General features: G+C 40.0%; 16 protein-coding genes and 1 pseudogene. 6 read left to right on the forward strand and 11 right to left on the reverse strand.

All coding sequences use genetic code 11. The features are described from left to right. From egtB to KZC02_RS27655, 5 genes are read right to left on the reverse strand one after another with little or no spacing between them, the layout of a single operon-like run. Window positions 1-1,158 carry an ergothioneine biosynthesis protein EgtB gene (gene egtB / locus KZC02_RS27635; RefSeq protein WP_221391623.1) on the reverse strand — a complete coding sequence of 386 codons (1,158 nt, stop codon included), beginning with the start codon at window positions 1,156-1,158 and terminating at the stop codon, window positions 1-3. Continuing rightward, a complete protein-coding gene (locus tag KZC02_RS27640; RefSeq protein ID WP_221391624.1) occupies window positions 1,139-2,716 on the reverse strand; it encodes an ABC transporter permease/substrate-binding protein in 1,578 nt (525 codons plus the stop codon). The genes egtB and KZC02_RS27640 overlap by 20 nt, the downstream gene beginning before the upstream one ends. Further along, the gene (locus KZC02_RS27645; RefSeq protein WP_221391625.1) at window positions 2,716-3,672 is read right to left on the reverse strand and encodes an ABC transporter ATP-binding protein; all 957 of its coding nucleotides are present in this window, start codon (window positions 3,670-3,672) and stop codon (window positions 2,716-2,718) included. Before KZC02_RS27645 ends, KZC02_RS27640 begins: the two co-directional genes overlap by 1 nt. Before the next feature lie 10 nt (window positions 3,673-3,682). Then, the gene (locus KZC02_RS27650; protein ID WP_221391626.1) at window positions 3,683-5,065 is read right to left on the reverse strand and encodes a mercuric reductase; all 1,383 of its coding nucleotides are present in this window, start codon (window positions 5,063-5,065) and stop codon (window positions 3,683-3,685) included. Window positions 5,066-5,102: 37 nt separating this feature from the next. Beyond that, window positions 5,103-5,384 (reverse strand): DUF427 domain-containing protein, encoded by a 282-nt coding sequence (locus KZC02_RS27655; RefSeq protein WP_221391627.1) that lies wholly within the window; start codon window positions 5,382-5,384, stop codon window positions 5,103-5,105. 170 nt (window positions 5,385-5,554) lie between these two features. On the opposite strand from KZC02_RS27655, the gene KZC02_RS27660 reads away from it, so the two are divergent. Together KZC02_RS27660 and KZC02_RS27665 are read left to right on the forward strand one after the other, a co-directional pair. Continuing rightward, entirely contained in the window at window positions 5,555-5,857 is a 303-nt protein-coding gene (locus tag KZC02_RS27660; protein ID WP_221391628.1) for a helix-turn-helix transcriptional regulator, read from the forward strand. A gap of 19 nt (window positions 5,858-5,876) precedes the next feature. Further along, window positions 5,877-6,977: an NADH:flavin oxidoreductase gene (locus KZC02_RS27665; RefSeq protein ID WP_221391629.1), complete on the forward strand. Its 1,101-nt coding sequence runs from the start codon at window positions 5,877-5,879 to the stop codon at window positions 6,975-6,977. 168 nt (window positions 6,978-7,145) lie between these two features. Here KZC02_RS27665 and KZC02_RS27670 read toward each other — a convergent pair. Together KZC02_RS27670 and KZC02_RS27675 are read right to left on the reverse strand one after the other, a co-directional pair. Next, a pseudogene (locus KZC02_RS27670) lies at window positions 7,146-8,004 on the reverse strand (SDR family oxidoreductase). Window positions 8,005-8,465: 461 nt separating this feature from the next. After that, on the reverse strand, window positions 8,466-11,864 hold the full coding sequence (locus KZC02_RS27675) for a DEAD/DEAH box helicase (protein WP_221391630.1): 3,399 nt from the start codon (window positions 11,862-11,864) through the stop codon (window positions 8,466-8,468). A gap of 616 nt (window positions 11,865-12,480) precedes the next feature. Between KZC02_RS27675 and KZC02_RS27680 the strand changes: the two genes are divergently transcribed. The 4 genes from KZC02_RS27680 to KZC02_RS27690 all read left to right on the forward strand — a co-directional run bounded on the left by KZC02_RS27680 (window position 12,481) and on the right by KZC02_RS27690 (window position 15,225). Further along, complete coding sequence (locus tag KZC02_RS27680; RefSeq protein ID WP_221391631.1) at window positions 12,481-12,930, forward strand: RpiB/LacA/LacB family sugar-phosphate isomerase; 450 nt, start codon at window positions 12,481-12,483, stop codon at window positions 12,928-12,930. 167 nt (window positions 12,931-13,097) lie between these two features. Further along, the gene (locus KZC02_RS32205) at window positions 13,098-13,580 is read left to right on the forward strand and encodes a hypothetical protein (protein WP_229253839.1); all 483 of its coding nucleotides are present in this window, start codon (window positions 13,098-13,100) and stop codon (window positions 13,578-13,580) included. Beyond that, a complete protein-coding gene (locus KZC02_RS32210; RefSeq protein ID WP_229253840.1) occupies window positions 13,508-13,924 on the forward strand; it encodes a DUF481 domain-containing protein in 417 nt (138 codons plus the stop codon). The genes KZC02_RS32205 and KZC02_RS32210 overlap by 73 nt, the downstream gene beginning before the upstream one ends. 140 nt (window positions 13,925-14,064) lie before the next feature. Next, window positions 14,065-15,225, forward strand: coding sequence for a Gfo/Idh/MocA family protein (locus tag KZC02_RS27690; RefSeq protein WP_221391632.1), 1,161 nt, complete (start codon window positions 14,065-14,067; stop codon window positions 15,223-15,225). A 56-nt stretch (window positions 15,226-15,281) separates the two neighbouring features. Here KZC02_RS27690 and KZC02_RS27695 read toward each other — a convergent pair whose 3' ends face one another. The 4 genes from KZC02_RS27695 to KZC02_RS27710 all read right to left on the reverse strand — a co-directional run bounded on the left by KZC02_RS27695 (window position 15,282) and on the right by KZC02_RS27710 (window position 22,615). Beyond that, window positions 15,282-17,729 carry an outer membrane beta-barrel family protein gene (locus KZC02_RS27695; protein WP_221391633.1) on the reverse strand — a complete coding sequence of 816 codons (2,448 nt, stop codon included), beginning with the start codon at window positions 17,727-17,729 and terminating at the stop codon, window positions 15,282-15,284. An 80-nt stretch (window positions 17,730-17,809) separates the two neighbouring features. Continuing rightward, entirely contained in the window at window positions 17,810-18,973 is a 1,164-nt protein-coding gene (locus tag KZC02_RS27700) for a PepSY domain-containing protein (protein WP_221391634.1), read from the reverse strand. Window positions 18,974-19,039: 66 nt separating this feature from the next. Then, window positions 19,040-20,242 (reverse strand): DUF4374 domain-containing protein, encoded by a 1,203-nt coding sequence (locus KZC02_RS27705; protein ID WP_221391635.1) that lies wholly within the window; start codon window positions 20,240-20,242, stop codon window positions 19,040-19,042. A 57-nt stretch (window positions 20,243-20,299) separates the two neighbouring features. Then, on the reverse strand, window positions 20,300-22,615 hold the full coding sequence (locus KZC02_RS27710; protein ID WP_229253841.1) for a TonB-dependent receptor: 2,316 nt from the start codon (window positions 22,613-22,615) through the stop codon (window positions 20,300-20,302). Window positions 22,616-22,776 lie beyond the last annotated feature (161 nt).

The following is a 22,776-nucleotide window of genomic DNA, read 5'->3' on the forward strand; positions in this document are numbered from 1 at the left end:
TTATTTTACCAGCCGTATTCCTGTATACTGCCAGCGTTCGTTTGTATGAAAAAAGTTACGGTATGTAGGCCGGCTGTGGTGCGGTGATGTAGCTACGGATGAGCCTCTTAGCACCATTTGGTTAATCATAAATTTTCCATTGTACTCACCAACGGCACCTTTGGCTTTTGCAAAACCAGGATAGGGCAGATAAGAGCTGTTGGTCCATTCCCATCTTTGTCCCCAGTATAAAAGGCCTGAAGCCACTTCCCATTCAAATTCGGTTGGAAGCCTCATTTCTTTCCATTGGGCAAAAGCAGAAGCTTCATAAAAATTGATATGGCTTAATATTGCTTTGGGATTAACTTTTTCCAGACCTGCTAAAGTATAGTAATGCCATTCGCCTTTTATTTTATGCCAATATAATGGGGATTGTACCGCTTCATTATTGACCCACGACCAGCCTTCATCCAGCCATAAATTAAAGTCCTGGTAACCGCCAGCTTCCATAAATTCCATAAAATCTCCGTTGGTAACCAGCGATTTGCTGATTTTAAAGTTTTGGACATACGTTTTATGGCGGCCAAGTTCATTGTCAAAACAAAAACCGTCCCCATCAAAACCAACTTCGTAAATTCCTTCGGGAATATCTATAAATCCCGTTTCCTGGTTCACCGCATTCACCAGATTATAACCGGACCTATAAACAGGGAATAATGGATTATGGCCAAGAATGTATTTGATATCAGTGATCATCAGTTCCTGGTGCTGCTGTTCGTGCTGTAACCCAAGCTGCACCATTTCAAGTGCTTTTTCATCACTCAGTTCGTTAAGTAATTCCTGCATGTGCCGGTCTACGTAATGACGGTACTCATACACACTTTTGATGGTAGGCCGCGTAACATTTCCCCTGTCGGTGCGTAGCGTACGCTCACCAACATTGTTGTAGTAACTGTTAAATAAATAATTAAAGCTCTCGTCAAAAACGATATAGTCCGGATAATAGGCTTTTAAGAGAAAAGTTTCAAAAAACCATGTAGAATGTGCCAGGTGCCACTTTGGCGGACTTACAAATGGTACAGGCTGGGGAACGTAGTCTTCTGTTTCAAGTGGCTCACATATCTGTTCAGAAAGCTGTCTGACAGTTGTGTAAGTTTCGCTAATGTAGGTGGTTGTCATCAGTTGTAGCGTTTTTTAAATCTGTTATTGATTTAATCTTCAAGGATTGTGCCTGACTTCTTCGCATCATCAGGGCATAGGCGTTGTTAAAACCAATCGGTTTCAGCCAGTGTAACTTATATTGTTCCTGAAATTGTTTCTGCACGAATTGAAACACTTTTTCACGGCTTCCTATAATTTCCTCAAGGTGGTTTTTATTTGGCTTTAAAATAACCAGCAAGCCGGTGCCTGTGTATTCCGGATACATATCAATTTCATTATTGGTCAGTGCATCAAAACAAATTTTTGTTCCGCCCAAACCCGTCCTTGTTGTAACTTTTAAATTCGTGTTTCCTTCAATCAGCATTTTATACATGTTGATAAGAATGTACTGTTCAGCAAAAATTTTTGACCCTAATCTGACGATTCCTGCATTCCCGTTTTTCGGTTGTTTGTAGAGTTTTTTATCCATCAAAAAATCCAGCGCAACTTTTTCGGGCAGTTGTTTGAGATAATCCACCCTATAATTTAGCTCGGTCATGATCGAATCGTTGATCTGTCCGGAAAGAAGGTCCAGTGCGGGTTCCAGTTCAGGATATTTTTCCAGTGTTTCCTGCCTAACTAACGGTGCAGCGTAATAGGGTGGAAAAATAGTCTTGTCATCAACCAATGTAATAAGGTCATAAGCTTTCAGGCGGCCGTCGGTACTATAACCGCTAATCACATCAATTTTCTTTTCGAATGCTGCTTTATACATCACTGCGTCGCTGATCACAACGGTAGGAATGTTGAGTTTGTATTTTGATTTAAGTCCCAGATAACCATCTTCACGCCCCATAAATTCAGGTGTAAATCCACCCAGCATTTTTTGCTGAGTATTCGGAAAAATATAAAATGAAGACATTAAAAGCAGCAGAACCGGCAATACAACTGCTACTTTCCGCATTTTTTTTAAATCGGTTTTTTGGATCAGCGATAGTAAAAAGTCAAGGATTATGGCCAGAAGAGCAGCCGGAATAGCGCCGGAAAGGATCATATTCGTATTATTGAGGGCAATACCTCCGAAAATAAATTCGCCCAATCCGCCAGCCGCTATATACGCGGCCAAAGTTGCAACACCAACGTTGATTACGGTTGCAGTTCGGATTCCTGCCAGAATAACGGGCATGGCCAATGGTAATTCCACGCTCGTCAGGACCTGCCAGGAATTCATTCCCATTCCTCTTGCAGATTCCGTAATAGCAGGATCGACACCTTTAATACCGGTATACGTGTTCCGGATAACAGGAAGCAATGCATATAAGAACAAAGCAGCTACGGCTGGCAATGAGCCGATTCCTAATAACGGGATCATAAATCCTAAAAGTGCGATGCTGGGTATGGTTTGTAAAATACCCGCAATGCCGAGTACAATCCATGCGGCTTTGTTTTTTTGCGCAATCCAGATTCCCAAAGGTAAACCAATCGCAACTGCAATGAATAACGAAACACAGGTAAGGCCAATATGAGTCAGGGTTTGGCCCCAGAGTTTATCTGACTGCTGGGCCATGAATTGCCATAAACTTTGCTCTTGCTCCATTAAATATTTTGTTTAATCCGCAGATAAGCAGTTTGCAGTACAGCCATGGAAACCGTTTTTAGCGTATTATTTTTTACATGAGTTACAGTCATATTTTCCATATTTTTTTCTGATAAAAGCTCCATTGCCTCCCAAAAGCTCGTGGTACTATTCAGTTCAGTGGCTGTTGAAAGGCTGGTATCAGGCAATTGTTCCCATATTTTTTCAAGCTTTAATGAGCTCAGTTCCAGCTGTAATCTCTGATGGCTGAAAAAGTTTCTTGCAAAGTCATTTACCGGCCTGAAAATCAACTCCTCAGAGGTTCCGGTTTGTACTATTTTTCCTTTATCCATTAAACAAATTTCATCACCCAGTTCAAAAGCTTCCTGAACATCATGCGTTACAAGAACAATCGTCTTTCTTTTTAATTCAGGAAGTTCAAGAAATTCTTTTCGTATTCCTGAACGAGTAATAGGATCCAGAGCGCCGAAAGGTTCATCCATTAGCAATACAGGCGCGTCGGAAACAAGGGCTCTTGCCAATGCGACCCGCTGCTTTTGCCCGCCGCTAAGCTCATCAGGATATTTGTTTAAATATGCATGTGCAGGTAATTTAAGCTGATCCATCAGGTCTTCAGTCCTTTTCCCGATTTTGTCCGGTTCCCATTTTAGCAGCTTAGGAACAATGGCTATATTTTCAGCCACAGTAAAATGTGGGAATAAGCCATTGTTTTGAGACACATACCCAATACCACGCCTTAGTATTTCAGGTTTGCCCGCAAAAATATCTTTTCCATTAATCTGGATTTTGCCGGATGAAGCATCGATCAGCCGGTTAAGCATTTTCAGCGTCGTCGTTTTACCGCATCCGCTCGTACCCAGAAAAACCATGGTTTGTCCTTCCTTAACCTTAAAAGAAATATTATCTACGGCATGAACGTCATGAAATGTTTTACTGATATTTTCGGCCAGGATCATGTATGGGTAATTAACTGTCAAGGGTCATAAACAAATTATTCAGTGATTCTGCATAGGTAGGATGGGCAAAAACTGCATCTTTAATCTCCTGATACGGAATTCCGCCCATCATGGCCATTTGCAGAATCGTAACGAATTCTCCGCCTTCTTCGGCCAATACAGCCGCACCAAGGATTTTGCCGGTTTTGGCATCCACAACAGCTTTCATCATACCACGTTCATCACCAGTTTCAATCGCTCTTGCTACACTGCTGTTTTGCATGGTGGCAACAATAATATCCAGTCCCTTTTCAAGTGCTTCCGTTTCTGTCATGCCAATTCGTCCCAGTTGCGGATCGGTAAATACGCAATACGGAACCAGTCGGCCGCTTGTAGTGAACTTCCCTTTTTCCAACAGGTTCTTACGAATGATCCGGTAATCATCAAAAGCGATATTTGTAAATGCAGGGCCGCCTTTTACATCGCCAAGTGCAAATATTCCCTCGGTAGAAGTTTCCAAACGCTCATTGACCTCAATATGGCCTTTTTTATCCGTTTTTATTCCGGCTGCTTCAAGATTGAGTACGTCCGTATTTGGAATTCTTCCGGCAGCAATCAGGATATGGGAGCATGAAATGGTGCTGATTTTTCCGTCTGTATCAATTTCAACCTTAATTCCTTTCGCTGTCTTTTTTATAGAAATTACTTTGCTTTTGATCAGGATGTCAATTTTCTCAAGCGAAAGGATTTTCTCCATTTCGATGGAAATGTCTTTATCCTCTTTTGAAAGTAATCGTTCGGAATGCACTACCATCGTGATATTACTGCCAAATCTGCGATACATTTGCCCGAATTCCAGGCCGATATATCCGCCACCAATAATGAGTAAGTGATCAGGAATTTCCATCAATTCCAGGATGGATGTAGAGGTCAGATATTCAATTTCGGATAACCCTTTTATATCAGGAATGGATGGCTTATCACCGGTATTAATAAAGATTTTATCAGCAGATAGTTCCTGATCAGTCCCGTCATTCAGTAAAACGGTAATTGTATTTTTATCTTTGAAAGAAGCGTTGCCGTAAATCAGATCAAGGTTTTTTGTTTTTAGTATTCCCTTTTCCGAATTGTCACGCATCAGGTGTACAACATCATTTTTACGTTTTAAAATAGCCTTGATATCTACCTTATAATCACCGGTTATTATCCCCAGTTCTCTACTGTTTTCAATAGTCCAGGCAACTTTTGCCGAAGCAATCATGGTTTTGGTTGGAGAACATCCGTCATTAACGCAAGTTCCGCCAACCCAGCGTTTTTCAATTAATGCCGTTTTTAAACCTGATTCGGCTAATTTCTTGGAGAGAGGAGTGCCTGCTTGCCCTGAGCCAATAACAATGGCATCGTATTTTTTCATAATTTCCAAATTAAATACACAAAAACAGAGGTTTTTTTCAGGCTTCTATTTTTACGCCTTTCCAGAAAGCAATATAACCTTTAATATTCGATGCGGCTGATTTTGGATCAGGATAATACCAGGCAGCATCCGTATTTTGTTGTTCGTCTACGAGAATGGAATAATACGACGCTTCACCTTTCCATGAACAGGTCGTGTGCGTATTTGATTCAATAAGTAAATCTGCGGATACTGAATCTGCGGGAAAGTAATGATTGTTTTCAATTATGATCGTATTGTCGCTTTCGGCTATTACCTGATTGTTCCAGATGGCTTTCATTATTTTTTTGTTAAATGTAGAATTGCAGGAAAATGGAATAAAAGTATGCCGGGGGATATATATCCGGTAAATGGTTGATTTTCATTATTTGAGTAATTAATTTCACAGCTCATAATTGTAAAAATATATCATTAATTGGAATATCGGGAAAAGTCGATTAACTTTGTAACATGGATCAGGTAGAGATTTTTAAAGCGCTTTCAAATAGTACCAGACTACAAATTTTATGTTGGCTGAAAAATCCATGCGTGCATTTTACAGAAGAACATGAGGTGGATATGGTGAAAACCGGAGTTTGTGTGGGCCTGATACAGAAAAAATCAGGTTTGTCTCAATCAACAGTTTCCGAGTATTTATCCATTCTGCAAAGAGCAGGTTTTATTCAGTCTACAAGAATTGGGCAATGGACCTATTACAGGCGCAATGAAGAGGCTATTACTCATCTGATCAGAACATTAGAATCAGACATTTAGATTATTTCAATTTACAATTATGAGTGCAAATCAATTATTTCAGCCATTTAAGCTGAAATCACTATCAACGAAAAATCGTATTGTAATGGCGCCTATGACGCGCTCATTCTCTCCTGATGGAATCCCGACAGCTGACGTAGCCGCCTATTACCAAAGAAGGGCCGAAGGAGATGTGGGGCTTATATTATCAGAAGGGACTGTTATTGAAAGAACGGCTTCATCCAATGACCCGAATATTCCTCATTTCTACGGAGATAAGGCGTTGGCAGGATGGAAAGACGTGATCAATGGTGTGCATACTGCTGGTGGCCAGATGGGCCCGCAGATATGGCACATGGGTGTTATGCAAAATCACCAGTCTGGCTGGACTCCTGCAACACCTTTTGAAGGCCCTTCGGAGTTCAATCATCCGGGTTTTGCCAACGGTAAGGCTATGACGGAATCGGACATTGCTGATACAATTGCTGCTTACGGGCGTGCCGCATTGAATGCAAAAAATCTGGGTTTTGATTGTGTTGAACTTCATGGCGCACACGGTTATCTGATCGACCAGTTTTTCTGGGAAGGCACAAATAACCGTTCTGATATTTATGGCGGAAAGACGATTGGCGAACGCAACCGCTTTGGGATAGAAGTTATTAAAGAAGTAAGAAGACAGGTAGGAGAGGATTTTGCGCTAATCATACGTTTGTCCCAATTTAAACCGGCTGATTATAAATTCCAGCTGGCAAAAACGCCGGAAGAAATGGAAGAATGGCTGAATCCCCTTTCAGAAGCTGGTATTGACATTTTTCACTGCTCTCAACGTCGTTTCTGGGAACCGGAATTTGAAGGATCGGACCTGAACTTTGCAGGCTGGGCGAAAAAAATAACGGGAAAAGCAACTATTACAGTTGGTTCTGTTGGCCTGAACGGAGACTTTTTTGCAGCATTTGGCGGTGAAAGTTCTCAGCCAAGTTCGCTGGACGAGCTGTATCGTCGTTACGACAGAGGCGATTTTGATCTGGTAGCAGTAGGACGCCCGATACTTGCAGATTCACATTGGGCACAAAAAATCCGTGACAACCGCCTTTCTGAATTGAAAGGTTTTTCTAAGGAAGCATTTGCAGTGTTGTCTTAATTTTAGTACTTAATTAGTTTCCCAGGGTAATCAATTTCCCCATAATTAGTCCCCGGGATGAATCCCGGCGCTACTAAACTGGTCATGCCTACGGCATTGTTTGCAAAAAATGCCGTAGGCATGACCAATCTTGTAATCATAGGTTTTAAGCTATGGACTCGGAAAAAATCACCCGTTCACAACCTGCCCGCCATTCGGATGCAGAACTTGTCCGCTAAAATAAGAAGAGTCTTCACATGCCAGAAACACATAACTGGGGGCAACTTCACTTGGCTGTCCTGGTCTTTTAAGCGGAGTGTCCTTACCAAATTTTTCCACTTTTTCTGGCGTAAATGTAGAAGGAATCAACGGAGTCCAGATTGGCCCGGGAGCTACAAGCATTTACACGGATTCCTTTTTCAACGAGATTGCCGGATAAAGATCGGGTATAAGCTGTAATTGCACCTTTTGTTGAAGAATAATCCAGTAAGGCCGGACTGCCATGATAAGAAGTCACAGAAGTTGTATTGATAATCACATCGCCTTCTTTTAAATGCTCCAGCGCAGCCTGTGTGAAATAAAAAAATGCAAAAATATTGGTGGAAAAGGTATCACTTAGCTGTTTAGAAGTAATTTCGCGAATATCCTCCTTAGGATGCTGTTCAGCTGCATTATTTACCAGAATATTTAATTTCCCGAATTTTTTTACTGTTTTCTCAACAGCATCCTTACAAAATGCTTCTTCTTTTACATCTCCCGGAATCAAAAAACAGGCTTTTCCTTCCGCTTCAACCAGTTCCTTTGTTTTCCTGGCATCTTGGTTTTCGCTAAGATATACAATTGCCACATCCGCACCTTCCCGTGCAAAATGAACCGCAACCGATCTGCCTATGCCACTATCGCCGCCGGTGATCAATGCCACCTTTCCTTCCAGTTTTGAACTTCCTTTATAATTATCCCGGATTACAATCGGCTCCGGACCCATATCTGCTTCAATTCCTGGCCGTTGACTTTGCGTCTGACCATTGGTTTCAATATCGTAATTCATAACCCTGTCAATTTAAATGTGTATCAAAGAATTTTTGCTGCACCTTTAAAAACAATATGCCACCTGACGATTTTAACCATATATCGCTTCATTAAAGCTTGGTTCTAATTACGTAATTGTAAAAATTGAGTAAAGAATTTCTCAAATTAATGAAGCTTAGAATCTGAAACAATTCATGCGTAACTTCCCCTGCTGAAATTTGTGGCAGAGTTACAGTGAGCCCGGAAACAGTATAATTTGGTTGGAGTCAAACAGTATAGTTTGTCAGGATTAAAAATCAGATAGAATATATGGAGGCAAAAAAGGGTGAAGGTCGGCTAAGATTCGCCTGGCGGGTATTGTAAAGGATTCATGGCCTATTTCCTGAGGTTGGCCCTTCATTTGTTTTCATTAATATGATATAGAAATCAAATCAAAAACGCTGTAATCCTTTAATGCAATCCTATGGGATTAAAACACTTCTAATCAATCAAACCTAACAAATCACTTTTAGACAACGATTTTAAAATCGACACATCTGTTTTCACCAATTCATCTGCCAGATCTTTTTTGGATTCCTGTAACCGAACGATTTTTTCTTCGATTGTATCGGGACAGATTAGCCGCACAGCTATTACATTTTTCTTTTGACCGATCCGGTAACTGCGGTCAATGGCCTGGTTTTCCACGGCCGGATTCCACCATGGGTCTACGATATAAACGTAATCCGCTTCAGTCAGATTCAGGCCAATTCCACCTGCCTTTAAACTGATCAGGAAAACACGTATCTCTGTATTATTCTGAAAATTATCAACTCTGGCCGCTCTGTCCTTTGTTTGTCCGGTCAGGTATTCAAACGGGATATTCTTTGATTTTAATTCCTCCCGGATCAGGTCAAGCATGGTCACGAACTGGGAAAAAACAAGGATTTTATGCATCGGTGCTTTTGTTTCAATCTGCTCCATCAATACTTCGATCTTGGCTGATGCATCGCCATAATAAAGGTTATCGTTCAGCAGGGCAGGAGAGTTGCAGATTTGCCTCAGTTTGGTCAATCCCTGCAGTACATGCAGGCTTTTTCGCGGAATGTCCACTTCCTTTGTCGAATTCAGGAACGTATAAAATTCCAGTTCATATGCATTGTAAACCTTCCGTTGCTCTTCGCCCATTTCACAATACATGATCATCTCCGTTTTGTCCGGAAGTTCAGTTGCGACCTGCTTTTTTGTACGGCGTAAAATAAAAGGATTGATCTTTTTCTGCAATTCCAGTGCTCGTTTGTTATCCTGAAACCGGTCAATCGGTGTGGAATAGTAATTTTTGAACTGGGTTTTATTTCCTAAAAGTCCGGGACAGGCGAAGGACAACTGACCATATAAATCGAATGTATTGTTTTCAACAGGAGTACCTGTAAGTACCATACGGTTACGTGCCTGCAAAAGCCGCGCTGCTTTATAACGCTGTGAATCCGGGTTTTTAATTGCCTGCGATTCGTCCAGAAAAATATAGTTGAACCGGTATCTTTTTAAGAAATTTACATCAGTCAGCAAAGTCCCGTATGATGTGAGTATAATCTCATACTGATCAAAATCTGTAACGTCTTTTACTCTTGTTGACCCATAAATTGTCAGGATTTTAACCGACGGCGCAAATTTTTCTACTTCCGCCTGCCAGTTGAAAATAAGTGAAGTTGGTACCACGATCAGGTTGGTATTAAACGCATACTTATTTCGCTGAGTAAGGATGAAAGCTATAACCTGCAATGTTTTTCCCAGTCCCATATCATCAGCCAGGCATCCGCCAAATCCAAAATCGTCCAGAAAATTGAGCCAGTTCAATCCTTCTTTCTGATATTCACGAAGCGATGCAAGCAGGGTTTCAGGAATTTCTACTTTTTGTATTGCGTCAAAGTCATAAAACCTGGATTTATAAAAAGCGACCTGTTCGCGTACTTCCTGCGACAAAACTTCATCCTCATACATCTCTGCAATACCCGAAAAATTGATTTTTGGCGTTCGGATGGTTTCTCCTGCAATTTCACCGGAATCAAAATACCGGGCAAACTTTTCCATCCATTCTTTTGGCAAAATTCCTGTGGTGCCGTCGTCAAGGGTTACATATTTACTTTTATTTTTAACCGCTTTATGGAGGTGTTTTAAGGTAACTTTCTGTTTTCCGAAAATTATGCTGGCTGTGGTATCAAACCAGTTAATGCCACTGATCACATGAATTGAAATTTTGGCTTTATGCGGATTGAGTTTGTTTTTAGTTAGACTGCTGAAACCCAAAACAATTATCTGCTGATTTGTCCATTCTTCAAATGCATTCAAAAACCAGTCTTCATTCAAAAACTGGTCTTTATGCAGATAAAAAAAATCCCTTTCCGGTTGCTCTTCAAAATCCTTATGCTGCCTGAGCAATGCAGCTGTAAACCGGATTTCTTCGTCATCATCACGTTGTACCGTGAATGGGTTTCCCTGATTATCTGTGGAATATATCTGTTTTTTGGAAAATACCGGAACTTCTACATTTCCATATTTCATCACCGGTGTAACCAGCACATAATTACCAAAATCTTCCAGATAGATCATCTTTTGAACCGTCTGGTCGAAGCTGTTTTCTTTAAGCTGCTCCTTAGTTGCAGATTTTAGATAGGAATAGGTTAGCCTGATTTTGTTTTCAAGACGGGAAAGAATCGTTTTCCTGAACTCTTCGAACTTCGACCGGTGTATAACAATTTTCTGATTATGCTGTCTGAAAAAAACAATGACACGCAGGAAATCAGCATTGGTTATCAGATTAAAAGTATCTTCATGAAACACGAAATGATCATAGCGAATGGTTAGCTTTTCAAGGTCGAGTGACTTTCCATCCAGAACGAGCTGACCCGAGATTTCATAAAACTGATCCTTTTCATCTACGTGCAGATGCAGATCGGTCTCGGGTAACTTTAATGTAACGGAAGTTAATGAACTGGCGTTAACATTCTCTGAAACAGATGTATTATGAAAATAAAATTCAAGGTTAAGCGGATTTTTTGCAATCAGTTTTAAACCGGTAATGTCAGTTTCCGGATTTTTCTCCCGATGGTTATTCTGAAATTTGGCAATAGCTGAATAAAATTTAAGCGTTTCTGTATCTTCAATTTTCCAAAGAATATCCAGTGAATTAATTGCAATCAGCGGATTTTTAATCTTTCCTTCAACAGTACTTTGCGCTTCAAAAAGTGAGATGAAAAAGTTGTCATAATATTTAGGCTGACCTATTACAATGATGATTTTCATTTTGTCACTGCGTTCTGTATTGTCAGGCAGCACAATTGAGCTTACAGGAATCAACTGATTTTCGAGCAGAGCCAAAGATGCAGGGTTTACTAAAAGAAGTTCCTTTTGTTTTGGACTGATAAGCAATGACTTATTTTCGTAACTGAGTTCAAAAAACAAGTCGGAATTACTTTCATTTTCTAATCCATATTCTTTTGCAATAGGTTTTATTCTTTCGTATCGCAGCTTTTCATCAAAAAATGCACGAAGATCTTTGCGGTCCATCAGATTGTACAAGACCCGGATCTCATGTTCACATAACTTCTTTTTAGGTGAATTGCACGAACAATTTAGTCGGAGATCATTCTCGATTTGGTTAACAGTAATATAAACCGGATCATTAAAACCTGCCTGTATGACAAACCGGGCGTAATTAACAGTGATAGATTCAGGTTGCAGATCAAAGAAAAACCGGATTCCCGTTTCCGGTAATGATGTACTATTTTTTAAAATATGATTATTTGATAATGCCGAGACATTAAAATTTTCAAAGACAAATTGATGTAAATCTGAACTGGTCTCATCATTTTGGTTCTCATTGGTCTGTCTGTCCAGCATGCGATTAGTTTCTGTACGATAACTTAATTCTAATAATCCTTTCTGGTATCAATAACTTTTCAGTGCACTTTTAATCACTGAATCCTTCTTTGTCAGAGTCAATCCATAATTGTATTTATATAAGGATACCTCCCAGTCTCCATAAACAGGATTTGGCAAAATAATGGACTCTCTTCTCAAATTTAAATGAATTATTAACAGTGTTAGAGTTTCTTTCCTCAGTAGATTTCTTGTCAAATAATAAGCTGAAATCTGCTGAATTATCGCCTATTGGCAAGGTGATCTGATACTTATCTGCAATAATTAGCCTTCTTTATTCTTTGGATAAAACAGAGTTCTTCAAAATCAGCTGCTCGGTTACAGCATCAGGAAAATCAAACCTAACCAGATTAGCTTGTGTTCCATTTCTTTCTGTTTCCGCGCAATTAGTCAGATAAAATATCCTTACTCCATTTGAAGCTGCATATTTTCATAAAACAAAGTAAGCAATATCTGTTGAAAATCGTCAGAATACGTATTCGCGACAAACCAAAAACTAATTAAAATTACGAAATTGCGATCAATAATGTGAACGCAGAATGTGGCACTGGCCTTTTCTGCATTAAACCGGATCAAGATGAAAATAGGTATTGCTGCTGATCATGGCGGATATGAATTGAAGGAATCCCTTCATACTTTTTTAACTTCTAAAGGCTACGAGGTTCAGGATTTTGGTGCCTTTGAACTAGATTCTGCGGACGATTATCCGGATTTTGTAATTCCTTTATCAAAAGCAATTGTGAGTGGTGAAGTTGAAAGAGGAATAGCAGTTTGTGGAAGCGGTGTCGGTGCGTCGGTAGCCGCCAACAAGATTAAAGGAGTAAGAGCAGCATTAATCAATGACCACTTTTCTGCACATCAGGGTGTGGAAGATGATAACCTGAATATGCTTTGTCTGGGTGGAAGGGTTACGGGTGCGATGGCAGCTCAGGAATTGGTTACTGCTTTTTTAGGTGCAGAATTTACGGGCGAGGAAAGACATATGCGCCGCCTGGGAAAAGTAAAAGACGTGGAAGACCAAAATTAATTATTTAACAGGCCTTTGTTATTACTACCGGAAATGTAGAAAATGGCAAAGGCTTTTTGTATAAATGAATAAATAATTTCTTGTCAACAAACGCTAAATCCTATAATAATTGATCCGATAACAACAGGATTTAGATTTATGGCATTATTATTTTGCGTGAAATTTTAATGAAAAACTCAACTTACTACCGATTTTTTAAGCTTCCGGCTTTTCTTCTTTTTGTAATTGTTCAAACTGTATTCGGCCAGCAAACTAACGTTGATTCTGCTTTCGTCGCTCCAACAGATTCACTAGCATTGCAAAGTCCGGATAGCATTTCAAAGCCAACATTCGTTCTCGTCGACACCGTTCGTTATCGTTTCATCGGAGATGGGAATTTTACAAGAGGTAATGTAAACCGTAGTTTAATTGTACTACGCGCAGAAGCGCTATTTAGCGGGCCATTAATTTCCATCGCCACTAATCCAAGGTTTACTTACGGAAAACAAAATAGCGTATTGGCTGAAAGAGACAGTTATGTTGATCTGTTTATTGACGTATTCAAAAAAAGAAAACCTATGTTTTTGGGCTGGGAATTTTGGAAACCAGTAATTTACGTCGAATTACTCTTCGTCAGATGGCTGGTGCAGGCGTTGGATTCAGATTATTAAAAAGTAAAAAAAACGACCTGACCCTGACCAATGCGATCTTATATGAATCCACAAATTTCAGAGAAATCCCAACTGTTACTACGGCCAGAAATTCTTTCCGTGTTAAAGGAAAACATGCATTGTTACAGGACAAAATCAGATTTAACCATATCACTTTTATACAGCCGGCTTTAAATGATTTTTCAAATCTGCGCTGGAATACTATACTCTCGGTTGAACTACCGATAAGTAAATGGGTCACAATCAGGACCAGCTTTGAGAATTCTTATGAAAGTGTAGTGGAGGCCACCCGCAAGCATAATGATTCACGCGTAACCTTTGGAATTTCGGTAGGTAATAAATAATGGTTTTCTATTCATTTTTTAAGAATTATTTATCCATATGGATGTAAGGGAAAGATCAGGTATATTATGTCTTACTTTTTAAATACATGGTTTCATCTCAATTGCTACATTATTCATAACCCGTTTACCTGATTAAAAACATGGAAGATTCACGCGACAATCGCCGGCAGTTTATAAAAAACACTGTTAACACTGCAGCAGGTTTGCTGGTTTTGCCCGCTATTTCATCGGAGGTTCTGGCAAAAGTATTACCTGAAACGTCCCCCAAACCTGAAATTAAAGTGGCTGCAAGAATTAAATTTGCTGTAATTAATATCAACCATAATCACATTTACGGGCAGGTTGAAGCCGTAACCAGGGGTGGCGGTGAGCTGGTATCTTTTTATGCAAAAGAGGCGGATCTGGTTGCTGCTTTTAAGAAACGTTATCCGGATGTTAAACTTGCCGGCAGTGAAAAGGAAATCCTGGATGATAAGTCAATTCAGCTTGTACTGAGTTCCGGAATTCCTGACGAACGTGCGCCGTTGGGAATTCGTGTGATGAAAAGTGGCAAGGATTATATGTCGGATAAGCCGGGAGCAACCACGCTGGAGCAACTGGCTGAGGTGAGAAAAGTTCAGAAAGAAACGAAGCGGATTTATTCTATCATGTATAGTGAACGCCTTGAAAACCGAGCAACGGTTAAAGCGGGTGAGCTGGTAAAAGCAGGCGCAATCGGAAAAGTTGTACAAACGATCGGATTAGGGCCACATAAAATATCCACGAGTTCACGTCCTGAGTGGTTTTTTGACAAGAAGAAATTTGGTGGAATTATCTGTGACATTGCATCGCATCAGTTTGATCAGTTTTTGTTCTTTACCGGTTCAACCAAGGCGGAAATTGTTTCTTCACAGATTGGCAATGTCGGGCATCCGCAATATCCGAAATTTGAAGATTTTGGTGATGCTTTATTGAGAGGAAATGGTGGTGCCGGTTATATCCGTGTAGACTGGTTTACTCCCGATGGACTGAAATCGTGGGGAGATGGAAGGTTAACTATTTTAGGGACAGAAGGTTATATAGAAATTCGTAAAAATATTGATATTGCCGGACGTGAAGGTGGAAACCATTTGTTCCTGGTAAATAATAAAGAAACGCAATACATTGATTGCAACAAGGTAGAACTTACCTACGGAACGCAATTGGTCGATGATGTGATTAACAGAACCGAAACAGCTATGCCGCAGGAACATTGTTTCCTGGCTACCGAACTCGCTTTGATCGCTCAGAAAAATGCTCAGACTTTGACGATTACAACATAACGGATTGTGTTTAGACTTTCCAAGTTTTTGAAACTTGGAAAGTCTGGTCTATCAAATCAACCGCCTGTTTTCGCGTTCTTCAAATCATCATTTGTAATTTTTCTTCCGCTGTTACCTTTTATCAGACTGCCAAATTCCCAATTTAATGAAAGACGAATGGAGCGGTTTAAATATTGGTTGCGCAAGGTAGAAGTAAAACCGGCCGACCTAACCACTTCATTTTGAGAAATGTAACTGTTAAACGGGCTCACAGTAGTAAGGCTTATAGTAAGTTTTTTTAGAGGCAGCTCTTTTTTTGCAGAAAAGCTGTAATAAAATCGTTCGGTTGTGTAACCTTGTAATGTAATGCTTTTTGCCTCATAATCTCCATATACCTGAACACTGAAATTGTCAGGCAATTTCCAGCTGCTGTTCACATTAAATCCCCATGCTATTCCGTCGTTCAGGATATTTAACGCACCACTTTTAAATTTTGCATAACGCACATTCGCATTACTATTAATTTTCCAGCCAGGTAGTACAGTGAAAGATGCAGACAGATTAATTCCATATTGGCTGTTGGAAGCCAGATTTTGTTTGGTTGTAGTAGCGATTCCAGATGTATCTACGGTTACAATGCTCTCAATAGAATTATTGGTTTTCCTGGCAAACAATGACATATTGATAAACAGATCATTGTTCGTCTGAAGTGCGTAGGTAAATTCGGTCTGGTTGACTTCCTCTGGCCTTAAATCCGGATTTCCAATCACAATATTCTTCGGATCCTGACTGTCTTTATTTGGGTTCAGATCCCAAATAGAAGGCCGGGAAATACGTTTGGTATAACTTAAAGTCAGGTTGTTATTGGCATTCAGTTTCTTGAACAATGTAGCACTCGGAACGAAATTCCAAAAGTTGTTTTTGAAATTGACAGAAATATTACGTTGATTTCCTTCCAGAAAAGTACCTTCCATCCTGCCACCGGCGTGTAAAGCCCAGCCACTGTTCCATTTGAATTTCAACTGACTGTAAACAGCCATTACGTTCTGCTGGTAATCAAATTGATCCGATCTTGCAGCAATTGGCAGCAACAAATCAGACTGGTTGTCCTGGCTTGCCGAAACATCATAAACACTGCTGACGTTTCGTAAAATTGTCTTCACACCGCTTTCCAATGCATGCCTGCCGGTAGGGGATAAAGGCAGAATATAGTCACTCTGGAAAGTCCATTCACGGTTTGTTGTCCTGTTATTATTTATTTCCTGATACATCAGGATCTCCTCATTGTCACGTTGCAAAGCGTTGTAATTATAAACATCCGCTGACAGGTTATGCTGAGCCATGAAATACAGTTCCTCACCTGGTTTTTTAAATTTTCGCGTATAGCCCAGATTGAAATCGACGCCTTTATTTGGTGCTTTGGTTTTGACAGATTGCCGGTATTCTTCAACCAACGTACCATCAGGTAAAAATCTGCGGTTATGCTGTTCGCTGTTTTGAGGCCAGTTTCCAAGCCAGCCATTTAACGAGAAATTGAAAAGATTGGCCGAATCCGGTGCAAATTCTACCTGTAAATCGCCCGAACTATGCGGTTTGGCATTATCCCTTATAATATCCTGATATATCCTTCCGGTCTCTACACCGTTTTCTTTTGTAATCCTTTCCAGACTGGTAAGTTCCTTGTTCCGGAACCTGTGAAGGTGAAGGTTAGAACTGATATTCCATTTGTCACGATTTAAAGATATACGGGGATTAATAGCCTGTTCCAAATTCCCGGTTACCAGTTCAATGGTTCCGCTAACGCTTTCATTTCCTTTTTTAGTAATTATATTTATTACGCCCGCAGCTCCTTCGGCATCGTAACGTGCAGATGGACTGGTTATTACTTCAATTGATTTGATAGAATTGGCTGGCATCATATTCAAGGCATCGCCCGGGCTTCTCGCCATTTGTCCGGAATATTTTCCATTAATAAGAATTCTCAGATTTGCATTTCCGCGCATGGTTACATTTCCGGCAGCATCAACGTTCAGAATTGGGGCTTTTCGCAAAACATCCGCAGCGGTTCCGCCCTGATTACTGATATCATTTTCTGCGTTATAGATCAGCATTCCCGGCTGTTGTTCGATCAGCTGTTTGGTTCCGGTAATGGTAACGGCTTTTAATTGGGTAACGTCCGCAATGAGGTAAATTCTGCCAAATTCAAAAACAGGATTTTGTGATTGAATACGAAATGGAATTGTTTTTTGCCGATAACCTACGAATGACAAGTTCAGGGAAAATAATCCGTTTGAAATATCAGCGGATTTAAATAAACCATTTTCATCTGAATAGGTGAGGGCCACTACATTTTTGGCACTATCAAGAATACTGATGGTAGCAAACTCAACCGGCTTCTTTGAAACAGAATCTATGATATAACCCCTGATCCGATAACCAGTTAGGTTTTGAGCATTTAAATCTTTATGTAAGCCACTGATAAAGAATAATATAAGGAAGATAATAAATTTAAAGTCACTTTTCATAGGCAATAGTCTTTTGGCTGAATGCAATACTTTGCATCAGAATGTTAATAAAAAAGTAGAATAATCAAATTTGAATTTTATTAGACAGAGGCAATATTTGAAGTGGCTTTAATCCTTTTTTGAGGTTTTTTGGCTTTACCATAACCCCGATGCCACCAAACATAAAAACCGGTTACGGGTAATGTGGCGCAAATCAAACTGGCAAGAAAAAACAGGATTTTGGTAGTCAGGCCACCAACTCCCCCCACGTGAAGTGCATAATTGGTACGCCTCAGCCAATCTGCAAGTTTCAAATCGTCAATATGAACTTGTGTTGAAGGTAGCTCTTTAAGCGAATATTGATCCAGGTAAACATATCGCCAGGAAGCGTTATACATATCTGTACACAGTTCAATCGGTTCAGATGGTTCGTCGGGAAAAGAAACAATAATGGCGTCTTTATTGTAAGTACCTATTTCTGTGATTCCTTTGATGAATGCCAGATCGACGTTTTTCATCACCACATCCGGTATTATTCTGGTTGTGTCAGATGATGAATCAACGTACGGTGCAGGAGAATTCCCTCCTGAACTTAACCAGTACACACTCTTTGAAAACCAGGCAAAACCCATGCTCAGGCCTGTCATTGTAATCACAAGTGCTACAAGTAAAGAGTAAAAACCAAGCACATTGTGCAGGTCATAATTTATCCGTTTAAACTTTGCTCCCCATTTAATTTTAAAACTTTTATCACGATTAGTTCTATTCCATTTTTTTGGCCACCATAAAATCAGGCCTGAAATAAGTAATACAAAGAATATGAGTGTGGCATAAGCCACAATAATTTGTCCAACGTGGATTTTGCCGATTTTGGCTTCAATCCAGAGCTCAGTATGGCCTTCAAGAATGAAATGAAAGAAATCTTCCTCGTTGATTATAGCTACTACCTTGGCAGTATATGGATTTACATAAATAGCTGAATCCGATCTTATATTCAGTTTAGCAGTTTTCCCGTGTCCGTAGTACCAGATACCACTGATCTCTTTATTTGGAAACAGCGGGGCAACTTTTTCTTTGATGGCTGATGGAAGCAGATATTCAGCGTTTTGGGGTCTTTCTGCATGCAGCCAGGGCTGCGTCATAGATTTAAATTCCTGCTCGAAAACCAGTATACAACCGGTTAGCGCAACGATAAAAACAATAATTCCGGAAGCCAGACCCAACCACAAATGGAGCCAGGCATTTATTTTTTTGAAAATTGTCATTGGAGCAGGATATGGTTAACCTGTCCGAAATTTCGGACAGGTTAAATATGTATTTTTATTTGAGGCTTATCTCATTTTGTCAAGACGAAGAACCCAATCGTAACCGCCAATCAGTTCCATACCGGTTTTTACAGTTTGTGCGGCTATGTCGTAGATGTACACATAGTCTTTACCTGTTTCAGCATTGGTGATCATAAAAACTTTTCCATCTTCAACAATGATATTCTGGATATAAGCATCTCCGTCATAAGGGATTTCCGGGAGTTTTCGCGTAATTTTTCCGGTTTCAAGATCCATTACCGCAAAAGCATAAAGGTGAGTCGAACCGGTAACGGCAGTATCAATATATTTCAAAATAGCCTGGGTTCCTCCGATATACCAAAGCCCAACACCTTCATAACCCAAAGTTGTCTGGTTCACAACATAATTTGCATCAAGTTCGGTTGTTCCTTTTTTGATACGGTATATTGCAGATTTCCTGTTAGTTATGCTGCTCCACTCTACGTTGGTTGCAAAATATGTGTTACCGTTCACATCAACAAAAGAAGAAGATAACCAAAGTTTGTTTGTCCCCGGACCGGCCGATGTTGTGCTTTCCAATGTTTTTTCATATTTCAGCGTCGCATAATCGACAACACCAATATTGGATTGTGACTGCCATGGTTTTGGCCAGTCGCCAATATAACCAAACTGGATAAAAACTTTTCCATTGGTATATTCTACATTGCCCAGATTGAAATAGCTGAATCCGGTTGGTATGGCCGGTGCTTCCAATACGCCGTTCGTTATCTTTAAGGTTTCTGTATCTACTACTGAATAGTGAATTTTGTTCTTGTCCCCGTTTGTTCCGACAAGAAAAAGTGTTGTTTCATTGATCCACGTAAATCCTGAAATATCAGCCAGATGCGTGTATGGAACTTCCAGGATTGTGCTGTAAAGTTCTTTTTCGTATTTGAATTTAGAGAATCTGCCGGTTGTCGTATTATAATAATAGTAGAATCCCCCATTTGTGATTATTCCATAAGCTGATTTTCCTGTTACTTCAGCACCATGCCCGGTCAGGTCAATAGAGCCTTCAGTCAGAGAATTTGTTCCCAGAACGTATTGGGTAGTATTAGGCCAGCTGCCGATTTGCAGCCATACGGCATATTTTTCCTGCGTTTCTTCTACAGGTGTCGGAGTAGTATCGTCATCACTGCTGCATGAATTCAGAAACGGAACCAGTGCCAGTGTTATAAGAAGTGAATAGAGTTTAACTTTTTTAAACATGATTATTTAAGAGATATATAATTAAATGATTAATAGATTCAAATGAAATTCAGGAAGTTACCTAAGGAAATAGCGGACTTTAACCGAGAAGGCGCGGCCGGGTTTCTGTAAGCGGAAATTGTCGAAAGCCAGGTTGTTAGTGAAATTGCGGCATTCCAGTGAAAGGTTGTAGCGTCCGTTGTCCCATGAATTAGAGATGGAAGCATTGTGGATGTACTGATCCGGAATGGTACTTTTGCTGGCTTTACTTCCATAAGCTTCCCAGGTCAGATAAAACCAATGCACATATTGAGTACTCAGATTAAACTGCATTCTTGATGCTTTTCCGAGTATATTGTTCCTGCCAATACTCAAATCGGCATTACCGAAAAGCCATGGCTGGTTTGGGATTTTATTGAGATAGGTTGCTTCCGGAGTGCCACTTGTTGTACCTACTGAATATTTTGTGTTGTTGATCGCATTCTGGTAGCTGATATTGGTGTTAAAATAAAGCAGGTCTCCGTAGTTGTATTTAATATCGCCCTCAAGTCCGTTTACTTTTACTTTTGAAGTATTTTCATAGCGGCTCACACTTGAATTGGATTTGTAAACCACGGCGTAGATAAAGTCATTGGCATTACGGTAAAACCATGAACCTTCAATAAACAATTTGTGCTTGTTTACTGTAAATCCGTAATAGGCGCCAAGGTTTACATTCTGGCTTGATTCAGGTTTAAGATCCAGATTAGCAATAACCGTGTAGCCGTTACCGAACATTTCTCCCACTTCCTGCAAACGATAGGCCTTCTCGAAAGAGGCTTTAACACCCAGATCAGCCAGGATTTTGAAGCGTGAAGCAATTCCGTAACCTTTATAAGTTTGGGAATCATTGGCTTTTAAATATTCACCGGTAGCAGATACGTACCTGGACTGCTGAACGCTCAATCCGTAAAATTTGCCGAAAAGTGTATTTGTTAACCGGTCATTTAATAAGTTCTGCTGATAAGCTGCACCCAGAATGTTCTTGGAAAGTATTCCCGGTATATCTGCATGGTCAGTGATAAGCTCATCATAACTTTCGTTTTTTATATGATCGTAAGTATAATTGACATTGAAAGAATGCGAGCCTGATAACTGATAACCCAGGTTTGCCCTTGCGAATGTGCGGGGACGATTGATATTTGTAATTGTTTTCGAGCCTGATATTTCAGCAAGACTGGTTTTTATCCTTGATCCATCCCAGTAATATTTGTAGCTGGAAGTATCTTTAACGACATAATTATCAACCGATCTTGAAGCGAAAACGTTGGCATTTAGTCCTTTAACAAAAAGGTTGTCTTTTTTATACCGAAGTGAGCCATTGTAAGCATGCCCGTTTTTGGTTACTGCTCCATATACAACATCTTGTCTTGTGCCGGTCTGGATATCCTGATCTGTACCAGAGTAAGAAAACCCTACGAAAAGAACATCAGCCCATTTTTTATTTATAACACCCAGTTCAACCTGTCCCATGGCTGATTTATATTGGTCATGGAACCGTTTGAAATTTTTGTTTACATATTTGTACTGCTGTTCATCCCATATCTCCATACCACGCATCAGATAGTTGTTATCCGAATAATTGGCAAATGCACTCGCCTTAATGATCAGGCCATTCGCCGTGCTGTACTGTCCGTTTAGTGCTAATCTGTGCGTGTTAAAAGAGCCGATACTGTAACTGGCATCCAGGTAGTTATTGATATTCTGATTGGTGACAATGTTGACTGCTCCACCCAGTGCATCCGAACCAAGGCTTACCGGAACAACGCCTTTATAGACTTCCATTCTTTCGGCCAGATTAACAGGGATATTATTAAGCGACATGGTGCTGCCCATTAATTCGAGCGGAACGCCGTCAAGGAAAAATTTCACTGCTTTACCGGAAAGCCCATTAATGGAAAAATTGAAGTCTGAGCCCATTCCTCCTTCTTCACGTACTCTGACGCCCGCAGTTCTGTTTAAAACCTGATTTAAGTCGGCAGTTGTATTGGCAAAGCGTTTGGTTTCGATTGCATTGACGGTAAAAGCCTGTTCTTTAATTTCCTGCGTTTCATTTTTACCAAAAATCTGTACTTCCTTCAGATCCTGCTGGCTTTCTTTCAGTTCAAAATTTAGTGTTTGTGATTTATCGGTTTTAACCGTAATGATCTGAGAGATTTTAAAGTATCCCACAGCCGATATTTCAATCGTATAACTGGCTGGTTTTAAGTTTTGGATAGTATAAAAACCTTCTGAGTCAGTCGTGGTGCCGATTGACAAACCCTTCACAGTGATGGTAACGCTGGGAATAATTTCTCCCTTGGCCGATTTAATATGCCCGGAAATTGCTGCTTTATTTTGTGCCTGAGATTGCATGGACAGTAGGCACAAATGAATGATTAGCCCTGTAAGTAAAGTTTTACTGAATCGCATTGTGGTAAATGGTATAAATAAGTTTTTCTCAGGATTTTGCTAAAAGCTGAAAAAATGGAGAGCCTTTTAGTCCTGTTTACAGTCTAAGTAGCATAGGAAGAATT

Source organism: Dyadobacter sp. NIV53 (assembly GCF_019711195.1).
In the GTDB taxonomy this organism is placed as follows: Bacteria; Bacteroidota; Bacteroidia; order Cytophagales; family Spirosomataceae; genus Dyadobacter.

Bases quoted from the DNA above. Each gene is read 5' to 3' on its own strand.
- egtB (WP_221391623.1), bottom strand. From the start codon at position 1,158: ATGACAACCACCTACATTAGCGAAACTTACACAACTGTCAGACAGCTT.
- KZC02_RS27640 (WP_221391624.1), bottom strand. From the start codon at position 2,716: ATGGAGCAAGAGCAAAGTTTATGGCAATTCATGGCCCAGCAGTCAGAT.
- KZC02_RS27645 (WP_221391625.1), bottom strand. From the start codon at position 3,672: ATGATCCTGGCCGAAAATATCAGTAAAACATTTCATGACGTTCATGCC.
- KZC02_RS27650 (WP_221391626.1), bottom strand. From the start codon at position 5,065: ATGAAAAAATACGATGCCATTGTTATTGGCTCAGGGCAAGCAGGCACT.
- KZC02_RS27655 (WP_221391627.1), bottom strand. From the start codon at position 5,384: ATGAAAGCCATCTGGAACAATCAGGTAATAGCCGAAAGCGACAATACG.
- KZC02_RS27660 (WP_221391628.1), top strand. From the start codon at position 5,555: ATGGATCAGGTAGAGATTTTTAAAGCGCTTTCAAATAGTACCAGACTA.
- KZC02_RS27665 (WP_221391629.1), top strand. From the start codon at position 5,877: ATGAGTGCAAATCAATTATTTCAGCCATTTAAGCTGAAATCACTATCA.
- KZC02_RS27675 (WP_221391630.1), bottom strand. From the start codon at position 11,864: ATGCTGGACAGACAGACCAATGAGAACCAAAATGATGAGACCAGTTCA.
- KZC02_RS27680 (WP_221391631.1), top strand. From the start codon at position 12,481: ATGAAAATAGGTATTGCTGCTGATCATGGCGGATATGAATTGAAGGAA.
- KZC02_RS32205 (WP_229253839.1), top strand. From the start codon at position 13,098: ATGAAAAACTCAACTTACTACCGATTTTTTAAGCTTCCGGCTTTTCTT.
- KZC02_RS27690 (WP_221391632.1), top strand. From the start codon at position 14,065: ATGGAAGATTCACGCGACAATCGCCGGCAGTTTATAAAAAACACTGTT.
- KZC02_RS27695 (WP_221391633.1), bottom strand. From the start codon at position 17,729: ATGAAAAGTGACTTTAAATTTATTATCTTCCTTATATTATTCTTTATC.
- KZC02_RS27700 (WP_221391634.1), bottom strand. From the start codon at position 18,973: ATGACAATTTTCAAAAAAATAAATGCCTGGCTCCATTTGTGGTTGGGT.
- KZC02_RS27705 (WP_221391635.1), bottom strand. From the start codon at position 20,242: ATGTTTAAAAAAGTTAAACTCTATTCACTTCTTATAACACTGGCACTG.
- KZC02_RS27710 (WP_229253841.1), bottom strand. From the start codon at position 22,615: ATGCAATCTCAGGCACAAAATAAAGCAGCAATTTCCGGGCATATTAAA.